The following is a 24,375-nucleotide window of genomic DNA, read 5'->3' on the forward strand; positions in this document are numbered from 1 at the left end:
CTGCGATCTTTTGATCTTGATCTTTCGCTTTAGACTCAATTGTCCGGGACAAGATCGCAGCCTCGCTTCGCTCGACAGCTCCTACATTGGGCAAAAAAAACGGCCCGAAGGCCGTTTTTTTATTGCTGCAGACTCAACCGCCCAGGTACGCCTCGCGCACTTTCGGGTCGGTCAGCAGGGCTTCACCGGTGCCTTGCATCACCACGCGACCGTTCTCCAGCACGTACGCCCGGTCGGCGATTTTCAGCGCCTGGTTGGCGTTCTGCTCCACCAGGAACACCGTCACGCCGTCCTTGCGCAGTTGTTCGATGATGTCGAAGATCTGCTGGATGATGATCGGTGCCAGGCCCAGGGAAGGCTCGTCGAGCAGCAGCAGCTTGGGCTTGCTCATCAGCGCACGGCCGATGGCGAGCATTTGCTGTTCACCGCCGGACATGGTGCCACCGCGCTGGGTGAAGCGTTCTTTCAGGCGTGGGAAAAGGTGCAGGACCTTGTCCATCTGTTCCTGATAGTCGCCCTTGTCGGTGAAGAATCCGCCCATGGCGAGGTTTTCTTCCACGGTCAGCCGGGCAAATACCCGACGACCTTCCGGCACCACCGCGATGCTCTTGCGCATGATCCGTGACGAGTCCTGGCCCACCAGTTCCTCACCCATGTAGCGGATGCTGCCGCTGTGGGCCTGGGGCGAACCGCAAAGCGTCATCAGCAGGGTGGATTTGCCGGCGCCGTTGGCACCGATCAGCGTCACGATTTCGCCTTGGCGGACTTCGACGTTGACGCTGTGCAAGGCCTGGATCTTGCCGTAGAAGGTGGAAACGTTTTCGAATTGCAGCATTTACGCTTCCCCCAGGTAGGCTTTGATCACTTCAGGATTGTCGCGGATCTGTTCCGGCGAGCCGTTGGCCAGGGGGGTGCCCTGGTTGATCACGACGATGTGGTCGGAAATGCTCATGACCAGCTTCATGTCGTGCTCGATCAGCAGCACAGTGACGTTGTGCTCCTCGCGCAGCACGCCGATCAGCGCTTTCAGGTCTTCGGTTTCCTTGGGGTTCAGGCCGGCGGCCGGTTCGTCGAGCATGAGGATCCGCGGACGGGTCATCATGCAGCGGGCGATTTCCAGGCGTCGTTGCTGACCGTAGGCCAGGGTCCCGGCGGTACGGTTGGCAAACTCCTTGAGGTTGACCTTGTCCAGCCAGTACTCGGCGTACTCCATGGCCTCGCGTTCGCTTTTGCGGAACGCCGGGGTCTTGAACAGGCCGGCAAAGAAGTTGGTGTTCAGGTGACGGTGCTGGGCGATCAGCAGGTTTTCGACCGCCGTCATGTCCTTGAACAGCCGCACGTTCTGGAAGGTGCGCACCACACCCTTGCGGGCGATCTGGTGGCCGGGCAGGCCCTGGATCGGCTCGCCGTCCAGCACGATGGTGCCGCCGGTGGGCTGGTAGAAGCCGGTCAGGCAGTTGAACACGGTGGTCTTGCCCGCGCCGTTCGGCCCGATCAGCGCAACCACCTGTTTTTCTTTCACGGTCAGGGCCACGCCGTTGACCGCCAGCAAGCCGCCGAAGCGCATGCTCAAGTTTTCGACTTTGAGGATCTCGCGGCTCATTTGCGCAGCTCCATGTGGGGGCGTTGCATAGGCAGCAGACCTTGAGGACGCCAGATCATCATCAGCACCATCAAGGCGCCGAACATCAACATGCGGTATTCGCTGAATTCACGCATCATTTCAGGCAGCAGGATCATCACGATGGCCGCCAGGATCACGCCCAACTGCGAGCCCATCCCGCCCAGCACCACGATGGCGAGGATGATCGCCGACTCGATGAAGGTAAAGGATTCCGGCGTCACCAGGCCCTGGCGGGCGGCGAAGAAGCTGCCGGCAAAACCGGCGAACGCAGCACCGAGGGTGAAGGCCGACAGCTTGATGATCGTCGGGTTGAGTCCCAGGGCGCGGCAGGCGATTTCGTCTTCACGCAATGCCTCCCAGGCGCGACCGATCGGCATGCGCAGCAGGCGGTTGATGACGAACAGCGCGGCCAGGGCCAGCAACAGGGCAACCAGGTAGAGGAAGATCACCTTGTTGATCGAGTTGTATTCCAGGCCGAAGTACTCGTGGAAGGTCTGCAGGCCTTCGGCGGCCTTACGTTCGAAGGTCAGGCCGAAGAACGTCGGTTTCTCGATGTTGCTGATGCCGTTCGGGCCACCGGTGATGTCGGTCAGGTTGCGCAGGAACAGACGGATGATCTCGCCAAAACCCAGGGTTACGATGGCCAGGTAGTCACCGCGCAAGCGCAGGACCGGGAACCCCAGCAGGAAACCGAAGGTGGCGGCCATCATCCCGGCGATCGGCAGGCAGATCCAGAAGCTCAGGCCGAAGTAGTGGGACAGCAGCGCATAGCTGTAGGCACCGACGGCGTAGAAGCCGACATAACCCAGGTCCAGCAGGCCGGCCAGGCCTACCACGATGTTCAGGCCAAGGCCGAGCATCACGTAGATCAGGATCAGCGTGGCGATGTCCACCGCGCCGCGGGAGCCGAAGAACGGCCAGACCAGTGCCACGACGATCAGGCCCAGCACGATCCAGCGCTGGGTCGATGGCAGGGTCAGGAAGTTGCTGGCCTTGGCCGGGATCACCGGCAGGCCGGGCGACGACTTCCACATGGCGCTGATCTGCGTGCTGAACAGCACCCGCAGGAACATCAGCAGCGAACACACGGCGATGGTTGCCAGGATGGCCGGGCTGGTGCCATGCACTTCCAGGTCGATGCCGACGATGGTCAGTTTAAGACCCAGTACCGGGTAGGCCACGGCCCAGACCAGCAGGGCGCTGAAGAGCGCCGATTTGAGATGCCTAGTCATACTTTCTCAACCTCCGGGCGGCCCAGGATGCCGGTCGGCCGGAATAACAGAACCAGAACCAACAAGCCGAATGCCACGACGTCCTTGTACTGGTCGCCGAAGATGTCGGCGCCAAAAGCTTCCGCCACGCCCAGCACCAGCCCGCCGAGCATCGCGCCGGGAATGCTGCCGATGCCGCCCAGTACTGCGGCGGTGAAGGCTTTCAGGCCGACGAGAAAACCGGCGTTGGGGTTGATCACGCCGTATTGCATGCTCAACAGCACCGCGGCGATGGCCGCCAGGGCCGCACCGATGACGAAGGTCAGGGCGATGATGTTGTTGGTGTTGATGCCCAGCAGGTTGGCCATCTTGATGTCCTCGGCACAGGCGCGGCAGGCGCGGCCCAGGCGGGAACGGGAGATGAACAGCGTCAGGCCGAGCATGGCGACCAGGGTCACCACGAACACCACGATTTGCATGTAGGAAATCAGCACTTCATGTGCCCCGCCTGGCCCGATGGCAAAGTTGCCCGGAATCAGGTTGGGTATGGATTTGTCCTTGGAGTCTTGCGAAAGCAGTACCGTGTTCTGCAGGAAGATCGACATGCCGATGGCGGAAATCAGCGGGATCAGACGGTTGCTGCCGCGCAGGGGGCGGTAGGCGATCCGTTCGATGCTGTAGCCATAGGAGCTGGTGACGACGATGCTCGCGATGAAAGCCGCGGTCATCAACAGCGGGACACTGTCGAGTCCCATCATGCTCAGCCCGGCGATGGCAATGAACGCCACGTAGGAGCCGATCATGTACACCTCGCCGTGGGCGAAGTTGATCATTCCAATGATGCCGTAAACCATCGTATAGCCGATGGCGATCAGGGCATACGTGCTGCCAACGGTCAGGCCGTTAACCAGCTGCTGGAAGAAGTGATAGATGTCAGGCATTACAGCGCTCCTAAAAACCTGATACGCATTTCACTGGTGGAGTCATTTTCCCGCCCGGGTCCCGTGGATCTGCATCCACTTCGAACACGAGGTTTGCCAGCGAACCGCTGATGACGGTTTTGAGATTTTCAGGTGGGGAGACTGGCGGATCACGCCAGCGCGGCCCAATACATTTAAAACAAAGCCCACGGCACGCCGTGGGCTTTATTGGCAGTCAGTCAGGCCAGGCCTTACTGAGGCGAAGCTTCGGTTTTAGGTTTGCCGAAGTGCCACTCGTAGACCACGAACTTGAAGTCCTTCAGGTCGCCCTTCGCGTCGAAGCTCAGGTCACCGGTTGGGGTCTTGAAGGTGCCGGCGTGGATGGCTTCAGCCACTTTGGCCGCGTCTTCGCTCTTGGCTGCGGTGATGGCCTGGGCAATCACCTGGACAGCGGAGTAGGACGGGAACACGAACGGACCGCTTGGGTCTTCTTTCTTGGCCTTGAACGCGTCAGCCAGGGCGACGTTGGCCGGATCCTGGTCGAAGGATTTCGGCAGGGTCACCAGCAGGCCTTCGGAAGCGTCCTTGGCGATTTGCGAGATGGAGTCGTTACCCACGCCTTCCGGACCCATGAACTTGGCCTTCAGGCCTTTTTCCTGGGATTGACGCAGGATCAGGCCCAGCTCCGGGTGGTAGCCGCCGTAGTAGACGAAGTCGACGTTGGCTTGCTTGAGCTTGGCGATCATCGAGGAGAAGTCTTTGTCGCCGGCGTTCACGCCTTCGAAGACGGCAACCTTGACGCCTTTGCCTTCGAGGGTTTTCTTCACGGCGCTGGCGATGCCTTCACCGTACTGCTGCTTGTCGTGCAGGACCGCAACGATCTTCGGCTTGACGTGGTCGGCGATGTAGTTGCCGGCCGCAGGGCCTTGGGCGCTGTCCAGGCCGATGGTGCGGAAGATCATCTTGTAGCCGCGAGCGGTGATGTCCGGGCTGGTAGCGGCCGGGGTGATCATGACCACGCCTTCGTCTTCATAGATGTCCGAAGCCGGCTGGGTGGAGCTGGAGCACAGGTGGCCGACCACGAACTTGACGCCATCGTTGACGACTTTGTTCGCGACCGCTACCGCTTGTTTTGGATCGCAGGCGTCATCGTATTCAACGGCGACGAGTTGCTTGCCGTTGACGCCACCCTTGGCGTTGATCTGTTCGATGGCCATTTTGGAGCCACTGAACTGCATGTCGCCGTATTGGGCTACAGGGCCGGTTTTTGGGCCGGCGATGCCGATCTTGATGGTGTCGGCGGCGAACGAATGGCTGGCAACCCCGGCCAGAACCATAGCGGCAAACAGTTTGGAAATCTGCTTAGTAGCCTTAGTCATAGTGCTCCACTCATGCTGTTGTAGTTTTTATAGTCCTGGCGCCGTAGCAGCAGAACCGGGTCAGATATCTTGGATACCCTCGCGGAAAATGCCCCCGGCAACTGTACCGGTACAGTGTAGAGCGCCGATTGTTGGCAAGGGAAGCTGGCGCTTGGGGGCAAAACCTGAGGGTGTCGCTTAATTGAAAGAAAAAGACAGAATTGCGGCGGGGGTTGTCCGGTCATATCGGCAATCCTTGGCTTTCCTGCGCTTTTCAATCGGTACTGCAATTGCTACCGGGTTTTTCTGCCAGACCACCGACGTTATCATTCGCGCCGATTTCTTTTCCGGACAAGTCCCATGAATCAAGAACCTAGCACCCTCTATGCCAAACTGCTTGGTGAAACCGCATCCATCACCTGGAAAGAGCTGGAGCCGTTCTTTGCCAGGGGTGCCCTATTGTGGGTCGATCCGGCACTGGATTTGATCGCCGCCGCCGAAGCCGTCGCCCAGGACGAAGGCGACAAAGTCGCCGCCTGGCTGGCCGCCGACCAGCTCGCCAAGCTGTCTGAAACGCGGGCGCTGGATTTTCTGGAGCGTGATCCGCAGCTTTGGGCGGTGGTGGTTTCGCCCTGGATTATGATCCAGGAAAGGGCGTCGAACTGATCGATGCACCAAGTTGGTTCGCGTTCGGGTGGGCAAGAAAGTGTGTAGGTGAGTAGCGTGATGGCGTCCTGCCGTGGCGAAACGCCACAGGGGAGGGTGACGTATACGTAACGGGAACAGTTTATGGAGCAGCCTTTGGGCTGCTCAATTGTTTCTGGATGTTGTTCAGGTGCAGGATTCAGGGCCGCTATCGCGAGCAAGCTCGCTCCCACAGTGGGTCTGTGTACACAAAACCCTGTGGGAGCGAGCTTGCTCGCGAAAGGGGCAACACGCTGCTGCGCCAGCCTCAGTAACTCTTGCCAGTATGGTTATTAAGGGAAATAACCTTGGTCTTGCCAATGCGGTGACGGTAGATCTCGCGCAGGTACTTGATGGATTTCTTCACGCAGTCGCGGGACAGGCGGATGTCGTTGATCGAGACGAACTTGTCCTTGTCGTTGATCAGCTCGCGGTATTTCTTCTCGTACATCGGCTTGATCGCGTACCAGTTGGTGTCGAGGATCTTCGCCGGGTTTTCGAATTCGTTGAGCAGGTCGTCGATGCGTTCTTCGTCGAAGTCTTCATTGATGATGAAGTCCAGGATCGAGTTGTCCAGGGTGTCGTCGAAGCGGTACGGGGTGCGGGCGAAGCAGCGTTTGATGAAGGCCACGATCAGGGTCAGGAAATCGTCCGACAGGCACGGGCTCTTGGCGATCAGGGTGGTGAGCGACAGGTTGGCCGACGCACCGATCACCAACGCGTAACGCTTGAGGGTGGTGTTGGGGAACAGGCTGTTGAGGTGGGTCTTGAGCCGGTTCAGGTCCATGTAGGACAGCTTGTAGTCCTTGGGCAGGGAGACGATGGACACCACCGACGAACAATTCTTGAAGAAGTGCAGGTCATGCAGGGCGGCTGCGTCGTAGCCGGAATTCTTGTACTGCTCCAGCGACGCCCGGTAGCGCTTGGATTCGATCGGCAACAGGCTGATGCCTTCGATGGCCTGGGTGACTTTGTTGAAGTGCGGCAGGTCGATGGAGCGGAAGAACAGGTCGTCGATGTTCAGGCGCGGCGGCTCTTTCTCGAACACCTTGAACTTGTCGCCGCTTGGCGCCGGGGTTTCCGGAACGACGGACTCGGCGTAGGCAATCGCCACCGGGCCGGCCAGGCTCATGAACAGGTCGTTGGCGTCCAGGCGAATGGTTTCGCCAATGTCGATGCCGGCACGGCGGAAGTAGTTCTGGTCGTAGTCGGTGGTAACCGCCTGGGCCGTCAGGATGTTGAAGATCTGCTGGGAGATGTACTGGTTGGCGTGCTTCTCCATGGCATTGACATCAATGTTCTGGATGTTGCCGTCATCGCTTTCTTCGGCGTAGCGCATGATGTCGTTGGAGATCAGCATCATCGCGTTCCAGGGGCGGATACGGCCCATCACGCTGGCTTCGCTGCTGTCTTCGTTGGCGAAGTTGTACGAGAAATCCCATTCTTCCGACAGGTACTTGCACAGCAGGCGTCCGGCGTTGATGTGCAAGGCCTCGGACATTTCACTGCGGTGGTCGGAAATGTTCGGCAATACGCAGATGCCGCTGGTGAAAATCGGTTCGAAGACGAAGGAGTGACCGCTCTTGCTGTCGTGTTCGTCCATCGGCTTGGTGTCGAACGTCTTGTTCATGTACGAGTATTGCTGGGCCAGGCCAAACTCCGAGGCCATGCCCGAACCGGTACCGCCGCCGGCACTGAAGATCGAGAAGTACAGGCGCGACTGGTTGGCCTTGATGCCGCAGCTGTCGATCAGGTACGAGTGGATCATTTTCCAGTCGGGGCTGGAGAAGCGCTGGGTGTCCTTGTTCAGGATGATCTTGGCCAGGTACTGGCCCAGGATCGGCGCGTTACCGGCGCCACCGGCGTGGACTTCCGACAAGTCCATGATCTTCATTTTGCTGTAGTCGCGCAAAAAGCCGCTTTTCTCGCCCTTGCGCGAGAAACGGATGCGCCCGGCGATGTCCTTGTCCAGGTCGCCGAGCATCACCAGCGGTTCCACCAGGAACACCGGTTTGCTGGCCTTGCTGTTGCCCAGGCGCAGGTTGTTGCGGATCCACTGCGCGGGGCTGTAGCCCTTGTCGTTGTAGGCCTTGTCTTCGGCGTTGAATTCGTTGAGGTAGAACTTGCGGGCGTTGTACACCAGCTCCGCCACGTCCAGGGCGATGTTGGAGCCGCAGCGCCCCAGGCCAATCAGGCATACCGACGGGAATTCCTGTTGGGCGCGGTCGTTCTCGTCTTCTACCAGATGGGGCGGTCGCGGGAACACCGCGTCGCGCAGGCCATCGAGGTTGTCGAGGATCCGGTCGGTGTTGGTTTCGGTGAAATACAGATACTGCTGAGTCGACAGGGGACGCGAGCTCGAGCTGCTCGAGGGTTTCGAGGCTTCAGGGCCGTTGGCGGCCGGGCTCAGGGTCAGATCGGATACCGCAGTGGCTGTTTTTTTGGAAGTCATTGTGCGCCATGTGCCTGAACTGGTTGGCTCGACGAGCGCTGTCATCGAACCATCGCGGATGGGAGCTCGCGTCCTGGATGGCGCGAAGGTCGGCCCGAGCGTCCAAGGCTATGGCCTGGGCGCCGCTCGAGAGATTCTTTCCTGATAGGTTGAATCGGCCAGCGGGAGACGATCTTTAATCAAGAATGGGCGAAATGATGGCAATTGTTACAGGAAATTGACCGTTATCAAGAAACGCGCCGCTCGCCATGGATGGGTATCAGCCTTGCGAATGATTGGAGACAGCCCGCGCACCGCTGTCTAGATTGCAGATTCCGCTAATGCTCCATAACAATAAAAGAGACGGACCCATGCAGAACTCGACCCAAGCGGCGAATGCCTGGCGCATTCTGTTCCTGTTGTTCCTGGCCAACCTGTTCAACTTCTTCGACCGCACCATCCCGGCGATCATCATCGAGCCGATTCGCATGGAGTGGAGCCTCAGCGATTTCCAGATCGGCATCATCGGCACCGCTTTCACCATCGTCTACGCCATTGCCGGGTTGCCATTGGGACGCATGGCCGATACCGGTTCGCGCAGCAAGTTGATGGGCTGGGGCCTGGCGACCTGGAGCGCGCTGACGGCGGTCAACGGCCTGGTGGGCAGTTTCTGGGCGTTCCTGCTGGTGCGCATGGGCGTGGGGATCGGTGAGGCGAGTTATGCGCCGGCTGCCAACTCACTGATTGGCGATCTGTTCCCGGCCCATCGCCGGGCGCGGGCCATGGGCATCTTCATGCTGGGCCTGCCGATTGGCTTGTTGCTGGCGTTCTTCACCATCGGCGCGATGGTCAAGGCCTTCGACAGCTGGCGCGCGCCGTTCTTTATCGCGGCGGTGCCAGGCTTGGTGCTGGCGCTATTCATGTTCTTCATCAAGGAACCCAAGCGCGGCGCGGCGGAAACCGTGCAGGTGTCCCAGGAAAAGGTCGACCGGCCGATCCGTCGGGTATTGGCGATTCCCACTTTCCTGTGGCTGGTGCTGGCCGGGTTGTGCTTCAACTTCGCCACCTATGCCTGCAACTCCTTCCTGGTGCCGATGCTGCAACGCTATTTCCTGATGCCGTTGCACGAGGCGGCGGTGGCCACCGGGATCATGGTGGGCGTGACCGGGTTGTTCGGCTTGACCCTCGGCGGTTGGATCGCCGACAAGATTCACCAGCGCGTGCCCAGCGGTCGCTTGCTGTTCGCCGCGTTCAGCCTGGTGATCTCGACGCTCACCACGGCCTGGGCATTGCACGCCGGGCGAATTGAAATCGGCGTGTTCGTCGCGGTGTTCAGTGTCGGCTGGTTGTTCGCCTATACCTTTTATACCTGCGTGTACACGGCGATCCAGGACGTGGTCGAGCCGCGCCTGCGGGCTACGGCGATGGCGCTGTTCTTCGCCGGCCTGTACTTGCTCGGTGGCGGCCTGGGGCCGGTGGTGGTGGGCGGCTTGTCCGACTACTTCGCCCGCACGGCCATGGCCGCAGCCGGAGTCGACCAGATGACCGAAGCGTTCAAGGCCATCGGCCTGCATGACGCGATGTACCTGATCCCGGTGGCGCTGTTCCTGACCATGGTGTTCCTGTTTTTGGCGTCACGTTGTTTTGTGCGCGATGCCAAGCGCATGAAGGACGGGATGAGCGCGGTGGTGCTGCCCGAAGGTGTCGTGGCGACGGCCTAAAGAAATTTTGTGGCAATGATGCTTTTGTGGCGAGGGAGCTTGCTCCCGCTCGGTTGCGCAGCGACCGCAACATTTTTGGGGCCGCTTCGCACCCCTGCGGGAGCAAGCTCCCTCGCCACAAAGGCCGTGTGTTACAGGTTATCCAGCCTTGTCATCTCGCCCACGCAACAGGCGATTGGGCATCGCCACCGCGGCCGCCAGTCCCAACAACGACACTGCTGCGCTGATCATCAGCAAATGCCGGAACGTCGCCTGCAGTTCCTGGCGCAAGGCGTTCTGCGCCTCGCCCGGGGCGGCGTTCAGGCCGTCCAGCAAGACGCTGCCGGAATGCCCTTCACCGATCAGCGACGAGCTGGCGAGCTGGGCGAAGCTTGAATCTTGCAGCAAGGCCAGCAGCAACGCTGACATCAGTGCCACGCCCACCGCGCCGCCAAGGGAGCGGAACAGGTTGGTGGTGCTGGTGGCGACGCCGATGTCCTGTTGGTGTACGGCGTTCTGCGCACCCACCAGCGAAGTGGGAAACTGCATGCCGGAGGCGATGCCGCTGAGCAGCATGAACAGGCTGCTCAGCCAGAGCGCGGCGGGCGGGGTGAAAGCCATGCCGAGGATAGCGAACGGGAAGAGCAGGGCGCCGCTCAGGATCATCGGCTTGTAGCGCCCCGTGACCGAGGTCCGGCGTCCGGCGAAATACGCGCCGATCGGCAGCCCTATCGCCAGCGGCAACAAGTGCAACGCCGCACTGTCGGCACCGGCGCCGGTCACGCTCTGGAAGCGCAACGGCACCAGCACTGTCAGGGAAATCGCCTGGAAGCTGGTGAAGAACACCGTGCACCAACACAGCACCGCATCGCGGTTGGCGAACAGGTGCATCGGCAACAACGGCTCCCGCGCCCGGCGCTCGTGCCAGGCGAACACCCCCAGCGCTGCCCCTGCGCAACCCAGCAACCCCAGCACTTCACGGCTGTGCCAGGCATGACCCTGGCCGACCTGGGTGATCCCCAGCAGCAGCGCCGTCAGGCCGATGATCAGCAACACGGTGCCCAGGTAATCGATGATCGGCGTGCGTTGCGGCACCGGCAGCCCGACCAGGCTGCGTCGGGCGACCCACCAGGCCACCAGGCCCAGCGGCAGGTTGATCCAGAACACCCAGCGCCACGACAGGTACTCGGTCATGTAGCCGCCGAGCACCGGTCCCGCCACGCTCGCCACCGCGTACATGCTGCTGAAGTAGCCCTGGTAGCGACCGCGTTCGCGGGGCGCGATGATGTCGCCGATGATCGCCTGGCTCACCGAAATCATCCCGCCGGCGCCGATGCCCTGGAAAATCCGCGCCAGCACCAGTTGCTCCATGTTTTGGGCCAGGCCGCAGAACAGCGAGGCCAGGGTGAACAGGCCCATGCCGAACAGCATCAGCGGCCGGCGACCGTAGAGGTCACCAAGCTTGCCGTAGATCGGCACCGCCACGGTCATCGCGACCATGTAGCCGGCAATCACCCAGGCCAGCAGGCTGACGTCGGCGAATTGTGCGGAAATGGCCGGCATCGAGACGGCGACGATGGTCTGGTCCAGCGCACCCAGGAAAATCGCCAGCATCAGGGCTGCCAGCACGCTACGGATGGCCGGTTTTGGGGCGTGGAGCGTATTGAACTGAGTCAAGGCAGAACCTGCGGGCATCGCGCCGGAGAGGCAAAATGGACGAAACCCGCAGTTTAAGTCGATAGGCGACTATTCGATAGCCTCGTAAGGAAGTCCGACGTAATTTTCCGCGATGGTCTTGCGACCGGCCTCGGAGTCGACGAAATATTCCAGCTCGGCTTCGCTGATACGCTGGTTGAAGGCGTCGTCGTCGAAGCGGTGCAGCATCGAGGTCATCCACCAGGAGAACCGTTCGGCTTTCCAGACGCGCCGCAGGCAGATGGCCGAATACTTCTCCAGCAGATCCACACGGCCCTCGCGATAGACCTTGAGCAGGATGTTGAACAGCGTGCTGACATCGCTGGCCGCCAGGTTCAGCCCCTTGGCGCCGGTGGGCGGGACGATGTGGGCCGCATCGCCCACCAGGAACATCCGCCCGTACTGCATCGGCTCGACCACGAAGCTGCGCAGCGGGGCGATGCTTTTCTCGATGGACGGGCCGGTCACCAGGGCTGCGGCCAGGTCGGCGGGCAGGCGGTTTTTCAGCTCATCCCAGAAACGCTCGTCCGGCCAGTCGGCCACTTGTTCCTCGGCGGGCACTTGCAGGTAATAACGGGTGCGGGTCTTGGAGCGCATGCTGCACAAGGCAAAACCGCGCGCGTGGCGAGCGTAGACCAGTTCTTCGTGGACCGGCGGGGTGTCGGCCAGTACGCCGAGCCAGCCAAACGGGTAGACGCGTTCGAAGACCTTGAGTTTTTCCGCAGGAATGGACTGTCGCGCCACGCCGTGGAAACCGTCGCAACCGGCAATGTAGTCGCAGTCCAGGCGCCAGGTTTCCCCTTCATGCTCGAAGGTCACGAAAGGGGTTTCGGTTTGCATGTCGTGGGGTTGGGCGTTGCTGGCCAGGTACAGGGTCCGGGCGCCGGCGGCTTCGCGGGCGGCCATCAAGTCACGGGTCACTTCGGTCTGGCCGTAGACCATGACATTTTTACCACCGGTCAGGCCCTTGAGGTCGATGTGCACCCGTCGATCGTTGAGCACCAGTTCAAAACCATCATGGGGCAGGCCTTCGGCGTCCATGCGCTGGCCAACGCCGGCCTGACGCAGCAGTTCGACCATGCCTTGCTCCAGCACACCGGCGCGGATGCGGCTCAGGACGTATTCCGGGGTCTGGCGTTCGAGGATGACAGTGTCGATCCCGGCGTTGTGCAGCAACTGGCCGAGCAGCAGGCCAGAGGGGCCGGCACCGATAATAGCGACTTGGGTCTTGAGGGTTTTCATTGTTGTTATGACTCGCACGAAGCACGCGACCAGGGTCGGTGTTGATTATTAGAAATCGAGTGCCTACATTTTTCGCTTGCGGAGCTGTCAGTTGAAGGGGAAAACTGAGCCGATACCTGTTCTTTTCGCCAATTGGTGCGATTATCGCCCGCAACCCCAGGCCCGGATCCACGTTATGAAAAAACCTGACCTGCCTCCGATCCCGGTGTTCAAGCTCTATGGCGAGAGCCAGGAATGGCCGACGCCGGACTTGTTGCACTGCGAGACCATCTCCAAGCGCAGCCGCGAGCATCAATGGGAAATCAAGCCTCATCGGCATGCTGATCTGTGCCAGTTGTTGTTTGTCTTCAAGGGCCAGGCGGAACTGGAAATCGAGGGCCGGCGCACGCTACTCACCGAGCCGGCCGTGCAGATCCTGCCGCCGCTGTCGGTCCATGGCTTTCGTTTTTCCGAAGATGTGGAAGGTTACGTGGTGACCCTGGCGGCGCCGCTGGTCACGCACCTGCAAGCGCAACTGGGGCATTCGGTCAACGTCCTGGCCCAGGCCGAAAGCTACCCCGCCCTTGAGAATGCCGAGTACCTCAACAGCCTGTTCAGCGCCTTGCAGAATGAGTACGTGGGGCATCAACCGGCGCGGGAAATGCTGATGCACGCGCTGGTCAGCGTGATCATGGTCTGGGTCAGCCGCCAGGTGATGCAGCGACACACCCAGGCCCAGCGCCCGCAACGGGCCCGGGAATACCTCAACGGCTTCATTCAGTTGGTGGAAGAAACCTATCGCGAGCACGTCAAGGTCGAAGACCTGGCCCACCGCCTGGGCATTTCCGTGTCGCACCTCAACGGCACCTGCCGGGAGCTGGCGGGGCAACCGGCGTTGCAGATCATGCATGAGCGCCAGTTGCTGGAAGCCAAGCGCCTGCTGACCTACACCGGCATGACCATCTACGAGATTTCCGAAATGCTCGGGTTTTCCGACCCGACCAACTTCACCCGGCTGTTCCGCCGGCGCGTGGGCATCTCGCCCAAGGCGTTCCGGGACCGGCTCAAGACCGATCAACAGGACGACTGACCACGCCTCAGCGCAGGGCGTTCAGGGTTGCGCTGTGGGGGATGCACCGTTCGAAGTTGCAACTGGCGTATTCACGGGGCAGTTGCCTGGCCTGCTCGACCCGGTAGGCCGCAGTGCCGTATAGCGCGAGCGTCGCGGCGCAGGTGACAAAAATGGCGAGGCGTCTTCTTGTTTTAATGTTCATGGCGGTGACCTCTGAACGAATACCCGGGGGTACTACTTTCAGAATAGGTCAGCCGTGGCGAGTTGCCAGCCGGGCAGGCTTTGTGTGTAACCCGATATTCAGAACACTGATATTCCCCAGTAGGACCCAGCCTCCCAAGGGCTGAAGCCCTGCTTCATTGTGGCGAGGGAGCTTGCTCCCGCTGGGCTGCGCAGCGGCCCAAAAATGTTGCGGTCGCTGCGCAACCGAGCGGGAGCAAGCTCCCTCGCCACAGGTTCGCTGTATGTCAGGAACTGGCAGTGTTTCCCAGTCAGTTACGCCAGGTGTTCTGGCTTCATCGGGTCGCCCGGCTTGACGTCCAGTTGCTTGCGCACGTCTTCGAACATTTCGTCGTAGTACTTGTGCATCGAGCCGATGCTCGCGGTCTTGGGCAAGCCATACTTCTGGGCGATGCGCGTGGCGTGGCGGGCGAAATCGAAGGCCTGGTCCTTGGCCAGGAAGAATGTCTCGTCCAGTGACTTGTCTTCGACGCTGCCATGCACCCGGAACGACATGCCCGTGCCTTCCTTGCCGTCCTGGTCGACCTTGTAGTCGATGCACAGGTTGTAGCTGAAATCGTCCTTGTTCAGCGCATGGCGCTCCATGTGCAGGTGTCCGGGTTCGAACATGGCCATAAGCAACTCTCCTTCGAAGGCATGGGGAGTAGGGCAGACCCTGGATCCGCCCCGCAAGTTTCCTGTTATCGATAAGCGATGCCAGGTGTCGCTGTGCTGATGCGCGTACCGGCAGTGCCCTGGACGATAGCATCGATGTCCGACAGCGACCCGATCACCGCGACCTTGCCAGTGTTGCGCGCGAATTCGCAGGCCGCCTGCACCTTCGGCCCCATGGAGCCGGCGGCGAAGCCGAGCTTTTCCATGTCGTCGGGGTGGGCCTGGGCGATGGCTTTCTGGGTCGGCTTGCCGAAGTCGACGAACGCGGCGTTGACGTCGGTGGCGATCACCAGCAGGTCGCTTTCCAGCTGTTCGGCCAGCAGCGCCGAGCACAGGTCCTTGTCGATTACTGCTTCCACGCCTTGCAGCTTGCCGTCGGCGTCGTACATCGTCGGGATGCCGCCACCGCCGGCACAGATCACGATGCTGCCCTTTTCCAGCAGCCATTTGATCGGGCGGATTTCAAAGATGCGCTTGGGCCTGGGGCTTGCGACCACGCGACGGAACTTGTCGCCGTCGGGGGCGATGGCCCAGCCTTTTTCGGCAGCCAGTTTTTGCGCCTCTTCCTGGCTGTAGACCGGGCCGATGGGCTTGGTGGGTTTTTGGAAGGCCGGGTCGTTGCCGTCCACTTCAACCTGGGTCAGCAGCGTGGCGAAGGGGACTTCGAAGTCCAGCAGATTGCCCAGTTCCTGTTCGATGATGTAGCCGATCATGCCTTCGGTTTCGGCGCCGAGCACGTCCAGCGGATACGGCGCGACCGAGGTGTAGGCCGCCGCCTGCAACGACAGCAGGCCGACCTGCGGGCCGTTGCCGTGGGCGATGACCAGTTGGTTGCCAGGGTGGATTTTCGCGATCTGTTCGGTCGCGGTGCGGATGTTGATGCGTTGATTGTCTGCGGTCATGGGTTCACCCCGACGCAGGAGGGCGTTACCGCCCAGGGCAACGACGATACGCATGGTGCTGTCCTTTCAAAAATGGAGCGAACAATGCGGTCCTCTGTGGGAGCGAGCTTGCTCGCGATGGCGGTGTGTCAGTCGACATCAATGTTGCCTGTTCCTTCGCCATCGCGAGCAAGCTCGCTCCCACAGGGGAAATGTGTCGGTTGCTCAGATATCCGCCAACGCCGACACCAGGATCGCCTTGATGGTGTGCATGCGGTTTTCCGCTTGCTCGAAGGCGATGTTGGCCGGCGATTCGAACACTTCCTCGGTCACTTCCACGCCATTGGCCAGGTTCGGATAACGGGCGGCGATGTCCTTGCCGACCTTGGTTTCGCTGTTATGGAACGCCGGCAGGCAGTGCATGAACTTCACCCGCGGGTTGCCCGAGGCTTTCATCATTTGCGCATTGACCTGGTAGGGCAGCAATTGCTCGATGCGCTCATCCCAGGCTTCCACCGGCTCGCCCATGGACACCCAGATGTCGGTGTGGATGAAGTCCACGCCCTTGACGGCTTCCTTAGGGTCTTCGGTGATGGTGAGGCGTGCGCCACTTTCGGCGGCGAAGGCCTGGCACTGGTCGATGAAGTCCTGATGCGGCCACAAGGCTTTCGGCGCGCCGATGCGCACGTCCATGCCCAGTTTGGCGCCGATCATCAACAGCGAATTGCCCATGTTGTAGCGGGCATCGCCCAGGTAGGCATAGCTGATGTCATGCAGCGGCTTGTCGCTGTGTTCGCGCATGGTCAGGGTGTCGGCGATCATTTGGGTGGGGTGGAATTCGGCGGTCAGGCCGTTGAACACCGGCACCCCGGCGAACTTGGCCAGTTCCTCGACGATCTCCTGTTCGAAGCCTCGGTATTCGATGGCGTCGAACATCCGCCCCAGGACCCGGGCGGTGTCTTTCATGCTTTCCTTGTGCCCGATCTGCGACGACACCGGGTCGATGTAGGTGACGTGGGCGCCCTGGTCATGGGCCGCGACTTCGAAGGCGCAGCGGGTGCGGGTCGAGGTCTTCTCGAAGATCAGCGCGATGTTCTTGCCCTTGAGGTGCTGCTGTTCGGTGCCGGTGTACTTGGCACGCTTGAGGTCGCGGGACAGGTCCAGCAAAAAGTGCAGCTCGCGGTTGGTGTGGTGCATCAGACTCAGCAGGCTGCGGTTGCGCATGTTGAACGCCATGATGTGGATCTCCTCAGGTGTAGGTTATCCCCGGGGCCGGTCTCTGCCGTGGGATGCAGAGCGGTGCCGGCCCAGGCTCAAAGGTTAGTAATCGATCGGGTCACGGATGATCGGGCAGGTCATGCAGTGACCACCGCCACGGCCCCGGCCCAGTTCGCTGGCACTGATGGTGATGACTTCCACACCGGCCTTGCGCAGCAGGGTGTTGGTGTAGGTGTTGCGGTCGTAGCCGATCACCACGCCCGGCTCCACGGCCACCACGTTGTTACCGTCGTCCCATTGTTCGCGTTCGGCGGCGAAGCTGTTGCCGCCGGTTTCCACCACCCGCAGTGCCGGCAGCTTGAGGGCCGCGGCCACGGTGTCGAGGAAGCTGCTGTCCTCGCGGCGCACGTCGATGCCGCCGGGTTTGCTCTCGTCAGGGCGCAGGGAGAAGGCGACGATCTGGCTCACCACTTCCGGGAAAATCGTGACCAGGTCGCGGTCGCAGAAGCTGAACACGGTGTCCAGGTGCATGGCCGCGCGGGATTTCGGCAAGCCGGCGACGATCACCCGCTCCACGGCCTTGTTCTTGAACAGGTTCAGCGCCAGTTGGCCGATGGCCTGGCGGGACGAGCGTTCGCCCATGCCGATCAGCACCACGCCGTTGCCAATGGGCATCACGTCGCCGCCTTCGAGGGTGGCGCTGCCGTGATCCTGGTCCGGGTCGCCGTACCAGACCTGGAAGTCAGCCTGGGTGAACTCGGGGTGGAATTTGTAGATGGCGCTGGCCAGCAGGGTTTCCTGGCGGCGCGCCGGCCAATACATCGGGTTCAGGGTCACGCCGCCGTAGATCCAGCAGGTGGTGTCGCGGGTGAACTGGGTGTTGGGCAGCGGCGGCAGGATGAAACTGGAATGCCCGAGGAAGTCGCGGAACATCTGGATGGTCTTGCCACCGAAGCTGTCCGGCAGGTCATCGGCCGAGACGCCGCCGATCAGGAATTCGGCGATATGGCGCGGCTCCAGGCTGCGCAGCCACGAACCGACTTCATTTACCAGGCCCAGGCCCACCGAGTTGGCGGTGATCTTGCGTTGCAGGATCCAGTCCAGGGCTTCGGGGATAGCGACGATGTCGGTCAGCAGGTTGTGCATTTCCAGTACGTCGATGTCGCGCTCGCGCATCTTGGTGACGAAATCGAAATGGTCGCGCTTGGCCTGGTTGACCCAGATCACATCGTCGAACAGCAGCTCGTCGCAGTTGTTCGGGGTCAGCCGCTGGTGGGCCAGGCCTGGGGAACACACCATGACTTTACGTAATTTGCCGGCTTCGGAGTGCACGCCGTATTTCACTTTTTCCGTGGTCATTACAAATCCTCCAGTTAGAACAATCAGCCAACTACAAGGTCAGGAAGCCGTCGTAGAGCCCGTAGGCCGCCACCAGGGCGCCTGCGATCACTGCGGCGAAAATCAGCTTCTCGACAGCGGTGAAAATCGGTTTGCCCAGCTCGCGCTTGGCCTTGGCGAACAGGATCGCGCCGGGGGCATAGAGCAGGGCGGAGAGCAGCAGGTACTTGATCCCGCCGGCATACAGCAGCCACACCGCATAGATCAGGGCGATGGCGCCGATGGCCAGGTCCTTGCGCCGCTCGGCCGCGAAGCCTTCGTAGGTCTCGCCGCGCACCGCCAGCAGCACGGCGTAGGCCGCCGACCACAGGTACGGCACCAGGATCATCGAGGTGGCGAGGTAGATCAGTGACAGGTAGGTGCTGGCCGAGAACAGGGTGATGACCAGAAACACCTGGACCATCGCGTTGGTCAGCCACAGGGCGTTGGCCGGTACGTGGTTGGCATTCTCCCGGCGCAGGAACTCGGGCATGGTGTGGTCTTTGGCGGCGGCGAACATGATCTCGGCGCACAGCAATACCCAGGACAGCAGGGCGCCGAGCAGCGAGATGATCAGGCCGACGCTGATCAGCACCGCGCCCCAGTGCCCCACGACATGCTCCAGCACGGCGGCCATGGACGGGTTCTGCAACTTCGCCAGTTCAGGCTGGGTCATGATGCCCAGGGACAGCACGTTCACCAGTACCAGGAACAGCAGCACGGTGATGAAGCCGATGACGGTGGCCTTGCCCACGTCGGTGCGCTTCTCGGCGCGGGCGGAAAAAATACTTGCGCCCTCGATGCCGATGAACACCCACACGGTGACCAGCATCATGTGCCGCACTTGGGTCATCACGCTGCCCAGGTCCGGATTTTTCAGGCCCCAGATATCAGCGGTGAAAATATCGAGCTTGAACGCGAATACGGCGATCAGCACAAACAATACCAGCGGTACGACCTTGGCGATGGTCGTCACCAGGTTGATGAATGCTGCTTCCTTGATGCCTCGCAATACCAGGAAGTGCACGGCCCACAGCAGCACCGATGAGCCGATCACCGCTGCGACGGTATTACCTTCACCAAACACCGGGAAGAAGTAGCCCAAGGTGCTGAACAACAACACGAAATAGCCGACGTTGCCCAGCCAGGCGCTGATCCAGTAACCCCACGCGGATGAGAAACCCATGTAGTCGCCGAACCCGGCCTTGGCGTAGGCATACACCCCGCCATCCAGGTCGGGTTTGCGGTTGGCCAGGGTCTGGAACACGAAGGCCAGGGTCAGCATGCCGACGGCGGTGATGGCCCAGCCGATCAGCACGGCACCGACATCGGCACTGGCCGCCATGTTTTGTGGCAAGGAAAAGATTCCCCCGCCGATCATTGAGCCGACCACCAGTGCAACCAGCGCACCCAATCGAAGTTTTCCGGGCGTATCAGACATTTGCGAGACTCCAGTGCAGGAGAAGAGAGTCAACAGACTAAGTCGATTCGAAAATTGAATATCTGATCTGGATCAGTGCATGACAACATTCCATTGTTAATGAAGGAGTTAACACCGTCCGTTGGCGTCTTGAAGTTGCTCGAAAGGCCCGTTTCAGGGCCTTTGGCAAAGGGTTTGTGAAGGTTTTCTTGCCGCAGGAATATTCACGCTAGTTGATTGCCACTGAGTCGCAACTATTTTGTAGACTGCGTTCGTGACAATAATAATGGGGTGTCATGGTCTTTTTAATTAGGGCCTTGGAGAATGGCCGAGTCATAAGTCTTTGGATTTTGTGTGGGTGACGTTATTCAAAAACGTTATGTCGCTTTATTTACTTAATTTAATAGTGAGAAAAATGCCGCAGCCGATTGAAAAGTTGCCACTGGGCGCACTGATCGCACTGGTGGTGGGGTCAATGATCGGCGGCGGGATCTTTTCCCTGCCGCAAAACATGGCGGCTCGGGCCGATGTCGGTGCGGTGCTGATCGGCTGGTCGATTACCGCCGTCGGCATGCTGACCCTGGCCTTCGTGTTCCAGACCCTGGCCAATCGCAAGCCGGAATTGGACTCGGGCGTGTACGCCTATGCCAAGGCCGGGTTCGGCGACTACATGGGCTTCTCGTCTGCCTGGGGCTACTGGATCAGCGCCTGGATGGGCAATGTCGGTTACTTCGTGCTGCTGTTCAGTACCTTGGGCTACTTCTTCCCGGCGTTCGGCCAAGGCAATACGCCGGTGGCCATCGGCTGTGCGTCGTTGTTGCTGTGGGCGGTGCATTTCCTGGTGTTGCGCGGGATCAAGGAAGCGGCGTTCATCAACCTGGTGACCACCGTGGCCAAGGTCGTGCCGCTGTTGATGTTCATCGTCATGGCCGCCGTGGCCTTCAAGGCCGAGGTTTTCACCCGCGATATCTGGGGCGCGATGAGTCCGGACCTGGGCAGTGTGATGGACCAGGTGCGGCACATGATGCTGGTGACGGTGTTCGTGTTCATCGGCATCGAAGGCGCCAGCGTCTATTCGGCACGGGCAGAACGACGTGCGGACGTAGGGCGTGCGACGGTGATCGGGTTCCTCGGGGTATTGGCGCTGCTGGTGCTGGTGAATGTGTTGTCCCTGGGGGTCATGAGCCAGCCGGAACTGGCGCAGTTGCAGAACCCGTCCCTGGCCGGCGTCCTGGAGCACATTGTCGGGCCTTGGGGCGCGTTGCTGATCAGCCTGGGGCTGGCGGTTTCACTGTTGGGAGCCTTGCTGTCCTGGGCGCTGTTGTGCGCTGAAATCCTCTACGCCACCGCCCGGGACAAGACCATGCCGGCGTTCCTGACCAAGGAAAATGCCAATCATGCGCCGGTCAACGCGCTGTGGCTGACCAATGGCATGATCCAGCTGTTTTTGCTGATCACTCTGTTTTCCGCAGGCACCTACACCAGCCTGATCTACCTCGCCTCGTCGATGATCCTGGTGCCGTACCTGTGGTCGGCGGCCTATGCAGTGCTGCTTTGCGCCCGGGGGGAAACCTACGAACAGGGCTCGGCCCGGCGGATGAAAGACCTGTGCATCGGTGGCGTCGCGCTGTGCTACGCGGTGTGGCTGCTGTATGCCGGAGGCGTGAAATACCTGCTGTTGTCGGCGCTGTTGTATGCGCCTGGGGTGATCCTGTTTGCCCAGGCCAAGCGGGAGCAGGGACAGCCCTTGTTCACCCATGTGGAAAAGGGGATTTTTGCTTGCGTGATGTCAGGGGCGGGCGTCGCGGCGTATGGGTTGTACAGTGGGTTTTTGGCGTTGTGAGGCTACCACGTTGTCGAGGCGGACTCTTGTGGCGAGGGAGCTTGCTCCCGCTGGGGCGCGGCTGTAGGAGCTGTCGAGTGCAACGAGGCTGCGATCTTTCCCCTGACACTTGAATCTCCAGCGAAAGATCAAGATCAAAAGATCGCAGGCTTCGCCAGCTCCTACAGAGCCCAGCGGGAGCAAGCTCCCTCGCCACAAAGGGCATTTTTTAACCGATAGTGAGCGTCACCACCGTGCCCGATGCGCGCCCAGTTCCGCCGCTGGCAAGCTCCATTGCAGCGGCGTCCCGGTGATTTTCACGGGCACCTGCAGGCGATGGGCCGGTCCCCACGGCGTCGGTTCCACCACCAGGCCCTGATCATCCTCGGCCTCGGCTCGCAATGGGGTCGAGTCCCCTGCGCCACGTTCGATCAACAGTTTCGCCGTGCGTGCCAGCGACATGCGTGCCGAGCCGCCGTGACCGCTTGCCAGGCGCCGGGACAACAGCACCAGGGCGCTGGCCGCCAGCAGATAGCCGGTGCCGTGATCCAGCGCTTGCAGCGGCAGCGGTGTCGGTTTGTCGGTGTGTTTCCAGCCCATGCCGGCTTCGGCGATGCCGCTGCTCATCTGCACCAGGCTGTCGAAGCCGCGCCGGTTCTGCCACGGGCCGCTCCAGCCGTAGGCATTGAGGCTGACGTCGATCAGGCCCGGGGCTATCTGCCGGCGCTGCTCGGCGCCGTAGCCCAGGCGTTCCAGGGCGTCGGCACGGTAGCCGTGCAGGAGGATGTCGGTGTCCTTGAGCAGTGCCTCGAATGTCGCGCGATCTTCGGCCCGATGCAAGTCGAGGCGGGCGCAGCGTTTACCCAGGGTGACTTCCGGCACCACGCCGGGTTCGTTCCAGGTCGGCGGGTCGATGCGCAGCACGTCGGCCCCCAGGCCGGCGAGGAAGCGGCTGGCGACGGGGCCGGCCAGCACGCGGGTCAGGTCCAGCACCTTGAGGCCCGCCAGTGGCTGGGTCACGGAGCCGAGCCAGGGTTTGCGCTGCTCTCCAGGCGTTTCACTCAGGTGCACCAGCGGCTCGGCGTTCACCGCCTGGCCTTGGGGATGGACCTGCCACGCTTGCCACGAACGCATCTCGGCGGCGCAACCGCCGGCGTCCACCACCGCCTGTTCCAGCTCGGCCTTGTTCCATCGGGCCACCCTGGCCGCCATGTCAGCGCGGTCGGTGCAGGTGCCGAGGACTTTTTCCGCCGCAAGGCGATGATGCGGTGCGTTGGTGTGCAGGCGAATCCAGCCGTCGGCGCTGGCGTAGTCGCCGGCCACCGGGTCCCACATCGGCGGCACGCTCCAGCCGATGGGGCGCAGGGAAGTGGAGAACCAGAACGACGCCAGGCGTCGGTCGACCTCGACAGGCGGCAGGCGAGCGGTTTGTTGCTGGATGAGTTCGGTGGTCGCCTGGCCGGCAACGGCGATGCTGGCGCTGGCCAGCTCCGTGACGGCGAAGGCCGAGGGCAGCGCGCCATCGCCAGTGAAGGTGATCGGGGTCGTGGGCAAGCCGAGTGCGGTTTGCATGGACGTGAGCAGATCTGACATCGAAAGCCCTCCAGTACGAGAGGGCGATCATAGATCAAAAATCCGTTGGAGGCCGTTTTGCGGCCCAACGGGAGCAAGAGCCCTGCACCTGTTCCGGGCGCGACCAGATCCACAGGTTGCCCAGGCCCATGCCGGCGAGCGCGAGGTAAGCCGGCCAGGCGTGGTCGAGCAGCACCAGCATCAAGCCTGCGCAGAGCAGCATGCTGGTGGTGGCACCGACCTTGGCCCGGCGCGGAATGACCTTGCCGTTGCGCCAGTTGTGCAGCATCGGCCCGAACAGGCGATGGTTCTCCAGCCAGGCGCTCAGGCGCGGCGAACTGCGGGTCGCGGCCCAGGCGGCCAACAGGATGAACTCGGTCGTCGGCAAGCCAGGTACGACGATGGCGATCAGGCCGATGCCCAGGCTGGTGTAGGCGAGCAGGGCGAAGAGTAGTTGGGTGATTTTCGAGGGCGTGCGGCTCATGTATTTCTATCCGACATGCACTTTACCTTGTGGGAGCGAGCTTGCTCGCGATGGCGAATGGTCAGCCACCCTATTGGTCGCCTGATACACCGCTATCGCGAGCAAGCTCGCTCCCACACTGGTTTCTGGGTGACTGCAAGATATGCATCCACCCTAAATCCCTTGGGGAGTCAGGCCAACTCGGCCGCATAGGCCTGTTCCAGCAGCACCGTAAACCGGTTGAACGCATCCAGCGCGCCTTTGTCCGCCTCGGCTTCCTGCTGTTCGGTGAAGGCCAGGCCGTCGAGGGTGCGGGTGAAGGATTTCCAGCCTTCGGCGCGCCCACCGGCAGGTTCTGCCAGGTGCCGGGCGCCGAAGGTCTCGCTCAACCCCAGGCCCACGGCACGCTTGATCAAGAACGCGGCGCCGAGCTTGGAGCCTTCGCAGACGAACAGCCAGCCCAGGGCTTCGGCCTGGGTCGGGCTTTTCACCGCGCCGGCCACTGGCGCAGGGACTTCGGTGTCCAGGTCGGCCAGGTCCGCCTTGGCCGCTTCTGCCCGGCACCGGGCCGGGAGGTCGGGGATCAGGGCGGCCAGTTCGGCGTCGTTGTACAGCGCCACCAGTTCCGACTGGAACAGGTACTGGGCGACGACGAAACGGGCGAAGCTGGCCGGGGTTTCGAACGGGGCGTGGGCCTTGACCAGCGCGTCGAGCCGGCTGTGGGGCTCGTGGGTGATCTGGTTCAGGCGTTGGGAGCGTGAAGCGGGGCGTTGTGTGGTCATGAAAAAATTCCTTCGAGTTGGAACATTGTG

The 24,375-nt window shown here is 61.4% G+C and carries 21 protein-coding genes; 4 read left to right on the forward strand and 17 right to left on the reverse strand.

Annotated features, from left to right (window positions below; translation table 11 throughout):
• Positions 1–133: 133 nt before the first annotated feature.
• The 5 genes from QMK47_RS07250 to QMK47_RS07270 all read right to left on the reverse strand — a co-directional run bounded on the left by QMK47_RS07250 (position 134) and on the right by QMK47_RS07270 (position 5,134).
• On the reverse strand, positions 134–835 hold the full coding sequence (locus QMK47_RS07250; RefSeq protein WP_003198474.1) for an ABC transporter ATP-binding protein: 702 nt from the start codon (positions 833–835) through the stop codon (positions 134–136).
• Positions 836–1,603, reverse strand: a complete 768-nt coding sequence (livG, locus tag QMK47_RS07255) for a high-affinity branched-chain amino acid ABC transporter ATP-binding protein LivG (protein ID WP_057448896.1) — start codon at positions 1,601–1,603, stop codon at positions 836–838.
• Positions 1,600–2,856: a high-affinity branched-chain amino acid ABC transporter permease LivM gene (locus tag QMK47_RS07260; RefSeq protein WP_214511621.1), complete on the reverse strand. Its 1,257-nt coding sequence runs from the start codon at positions 2,854–2,856 to the stop codon at positions 1,600–1,602. Before QMK47_RS07260 ends, livG begins: the two co-directional genes overlap by 4 nt.
• Positions 2,853–3,776, reverse strand: a complete 924-nt coding sequence (livH, locus tag QMK47_RS07265) for a high-affinity branched-chain amino acid ABC transporter permease LivH (protein ID WP_003198480.1) — start codon at positions 3,774–3,776, stop codon at positions 2,853–2,855. The genes QMK47_RS07260 and livH overlap by 4 nt, the downstream gene beginning before the upstream one ends.
• 230 nt (positions 3,777–4,006) lie before the next feature.
• Positions 4,007–5,134, reverse strand: a complete 1,128-nt coding sequence (locus QMK47_RS07270) for a branched-chain amino acid ABC transporter substrate-binding protein (protein WP_253472032.1) — start codon at positions 5,132–5,134, stop codon at positions 4,007–4,009.
• A 339-nt stretch (positions 5,135–5,473) separates the two neighbouring features.
• On the opposite strand from QMK47_RS07270, the gene QMK47_RS07275 reads away from it, so the two are divergent.
• On the forward strand, positions 5,474–5,779 hold the full coding sequence (locus QMK47_RS07275; RefSeq protein ID WP_253472034.1) for a DUF2288 domain-containing protein: 306 nt from the start codon (positions 5,474–5,476) through the stop codon (positions 5,777–5,779).
• Between the two features lie 286 nt (positions 5,780–6,065).
• Here QMK47_RS07275 and QMK47_RS07280 read toward each other — a convergent pair whose 3' ends face one another.
• On the reverse strand, positions 6,066–8,249 hold the full coding sequence (locus QMK47_RS07280) for a hypothetical protein (RefSeq protein WP_320389999.1): 2,184 nt from the start codon (positions 8,247–8,249) through the stop codon (positions 6,066–6,068).
• Positions 8,250–8,599: 350 nt separating this feature from the next.
• Here QMK47_RS07280 and QMK47_RS07285 point away from each other — a divergent pair, with 350 nt between their 5' ends.
• Positions 8,600–9,949, forward strand: a complete 1,350-nt coding sequence (locus QMK47_RS07285) for a spinster family MFS transporter (protein WP_258690483.1) — start codon at positions 8,600–8,602, stop codon at positions 9,947–9,949.
• 138 nt (positions 9,950–10,087) lie between these two features.
• On the opposite strand, the gene QMK47_RS07290 is transcribed toward QMK47_RS07285, so the two are convergent.
• A complete protein-coding gene (locus QMK47_RS07290) occupies positions 10,088–11,623 on the reverse strand; it encodes an MDR family MFS transporter (RefSeq protein ID WP_253472038.1) in 1,536 nt (511 codons plus the stop codon).
• Positions 11,624–11,674: 51 nt separating this feature from the next.
• Complete coding sequence (gene pobA, locus QMK47_RS07295) at positions 11,675–12,865, reverse strand: 4-hydroxybenzoate 3-monooxygenase (protein ID WP_320390000.1); 1,191 nt, start codon at positions 12,863–12,865, stop codon at positions 11,675–11,677.
• Positions 12,866–13,040: 175 nt separating this feature from the next.
• On the opposite strand from pobA, the gene QMK47_RS07300 reads away from it, so the two are divergent.
• Entirely contained in the window at positions 13,041–13,934 is an 894-nt protein-coding gene (locus QMK47_RS07300; RefSeq protein WP_320390001.1) for a helix-turn-helix domain-containing protein, read from the forward strand.
• Between the two features lie 7 nt (positions 13,935–13,941).
• On the opposite strand, the gene QMK47_RS07305 is transcribed toward QMK47_RS07300, so the two are convergent.
• The 6 genes from QMK47_RS07305 to arcD (QMK47_RS07330) all read right to left on the reverse strand — a co-directional run bounded on the left by QMK47_RS07305 (position 13,942) and on the right by arcD (QMK47_RS07330) (position 19,727).
• The gene (locus QMK47_RS07305; protein ID WP_162843733.1) at positions 13,942–14,118 is read right to left on the reverse strand and encodes a hypothetical protein; all 177 of its coding nucleotides are present in this window, start codon (positions 14,116–14,118) and stop codon (positions 13,942–13,944) included.
• 293 nt (positions 14,119–14,411) lie between these two features.
• Entirely contained in the window at positions 14,412–14,771 is a 360-nt protein-coding gene (locus QMK47_RS07310) for a DUF5064 family protein (RefSeq protein WP_253472044.1), read from the reverse strand.
• 65 nt (positions 14,772–14,836) lie between these two features.
• Positions 14,837–15,766 carry a carbamate kinase gene (gene arcC / locus QMK47_RS07315; RefSeq protein ID WP_258690486.1) on the reverse strand — a complete coding sequence of 310 codons (930 nt, stop codon included), beginning with the start codon at positions 15,764–15,766 and terminating at the stop codon, positions 14,837–14,839.
• A gap of 150 nt (positions 15,767–15,916) precedes the next feature.
• Positions 15,917–16,927: an ornithine carbamoyltransferase gene (locus QMK47_RS07320; RefSeq protein ID WP_057448903.1), complete on the reverse strand. Its 1,011-nt coding sequence runs from the start codon at positions 16,925–16,927 to the stop codon at positions 15,917–15,919.
• Between the two features lie 84 nt (positions 16,928–17,011).
• Positions 17,012–18,268: an arginine deiminase gene (gene arcA, locus QMK47_RS07325; RefSeq protein WP_214511630.1), complete on the reverse strand. Its 1,257-nt coding sequence runs from the start codon at positions 18,266–18,268 to the stop codon at positions 17,012–17,014.
• Between the two features lie 31 nt (positions 18,269–18,299).
• Positions 18,300–19,727, reverse strand: a complete 1,428-nt coding sequence (gene arcD / locus QMK47_RS07330) for an arginine-ornithine antiporter (protein ID WP_253472048.1) — start codon at positions 19,725–19,727, stop codon at positions 18,300–18,302.
• 394 nt (positions 19,728–20,121) lie between these two features.
• Between arcD (QMK47_RS07330) and arcD (QMK47_RS07335) the strand changes: the two genes are divergently transcribed.
• Complete coding sequence (arcD, locus tag QMK47_RS07335; protein WP_253472050.1) at positions 20,122–21,549, forward strand: arginine-ornithine antiporter; 1,428 nt, start codon at positions 20,122–20,124, stop codon at positions 21,547–21,549.
• A 225-nt stretch (positions 21,550–21,774) separates the two neighbouring features.
• Here the strand turns inward: arcD (QMK47_RS07335) and QMK47_RS07340 are convergent, their stop codons facing one another.
• From QMK47_RS07340 to QMK47_RS07350, 3 genes are all read right to left on the reverse strand, one after another.
• Positions 21,775–23,121 (reverse strand): CoA transferase, encoded by a 1,347-nt coding sequence (locus QMK47_RS07340; RefSeq protein WP_320390002.1) that lies wholly within the window; start codon positions 23,119–23,121, stop codon positions 21,775–21,777.
• A 34-nt stretch (positions 23,122–23,155) separates the two neighbouring features.
• Positions 23,156–23,584: a YbaN family protein gene (locus QMK47_RS07345; RefSeq protein ID WP_320390003.1), complete on the reverse strand. Its 429-nt coding sequence runs from the start codon at positions 23,582–23,584 to the stop codon at positions 23,156–23,158.
• Between the two features lie 170 nt (positions 23,585–23,754).
• Positions 23,755–24,345, reverse strand: a complete 591-nt coding sequence (locus QMK47_RS07350; protein ID WP_320390004.1) for a biliverdin-producing heme oxygenase — start codon at positions 24,343–24,345, stop codon at positions 23,755–23,757.
• Between the last annotated feature and the right edge of the window lie 30 nt (positions 24,346–24,375).

The sequence above is a fragment of the Pseudomonas sp. P9_35 genome (genome assembly GCF_034008205.1).
Classification (GTDB): Bacteria; Pseudomonadota; Gammaproteobacteria; order Pseudomonadales; family Pseudomonadaceae; genus Aquipseudomonas; species Aquipseudomonas kilonensis.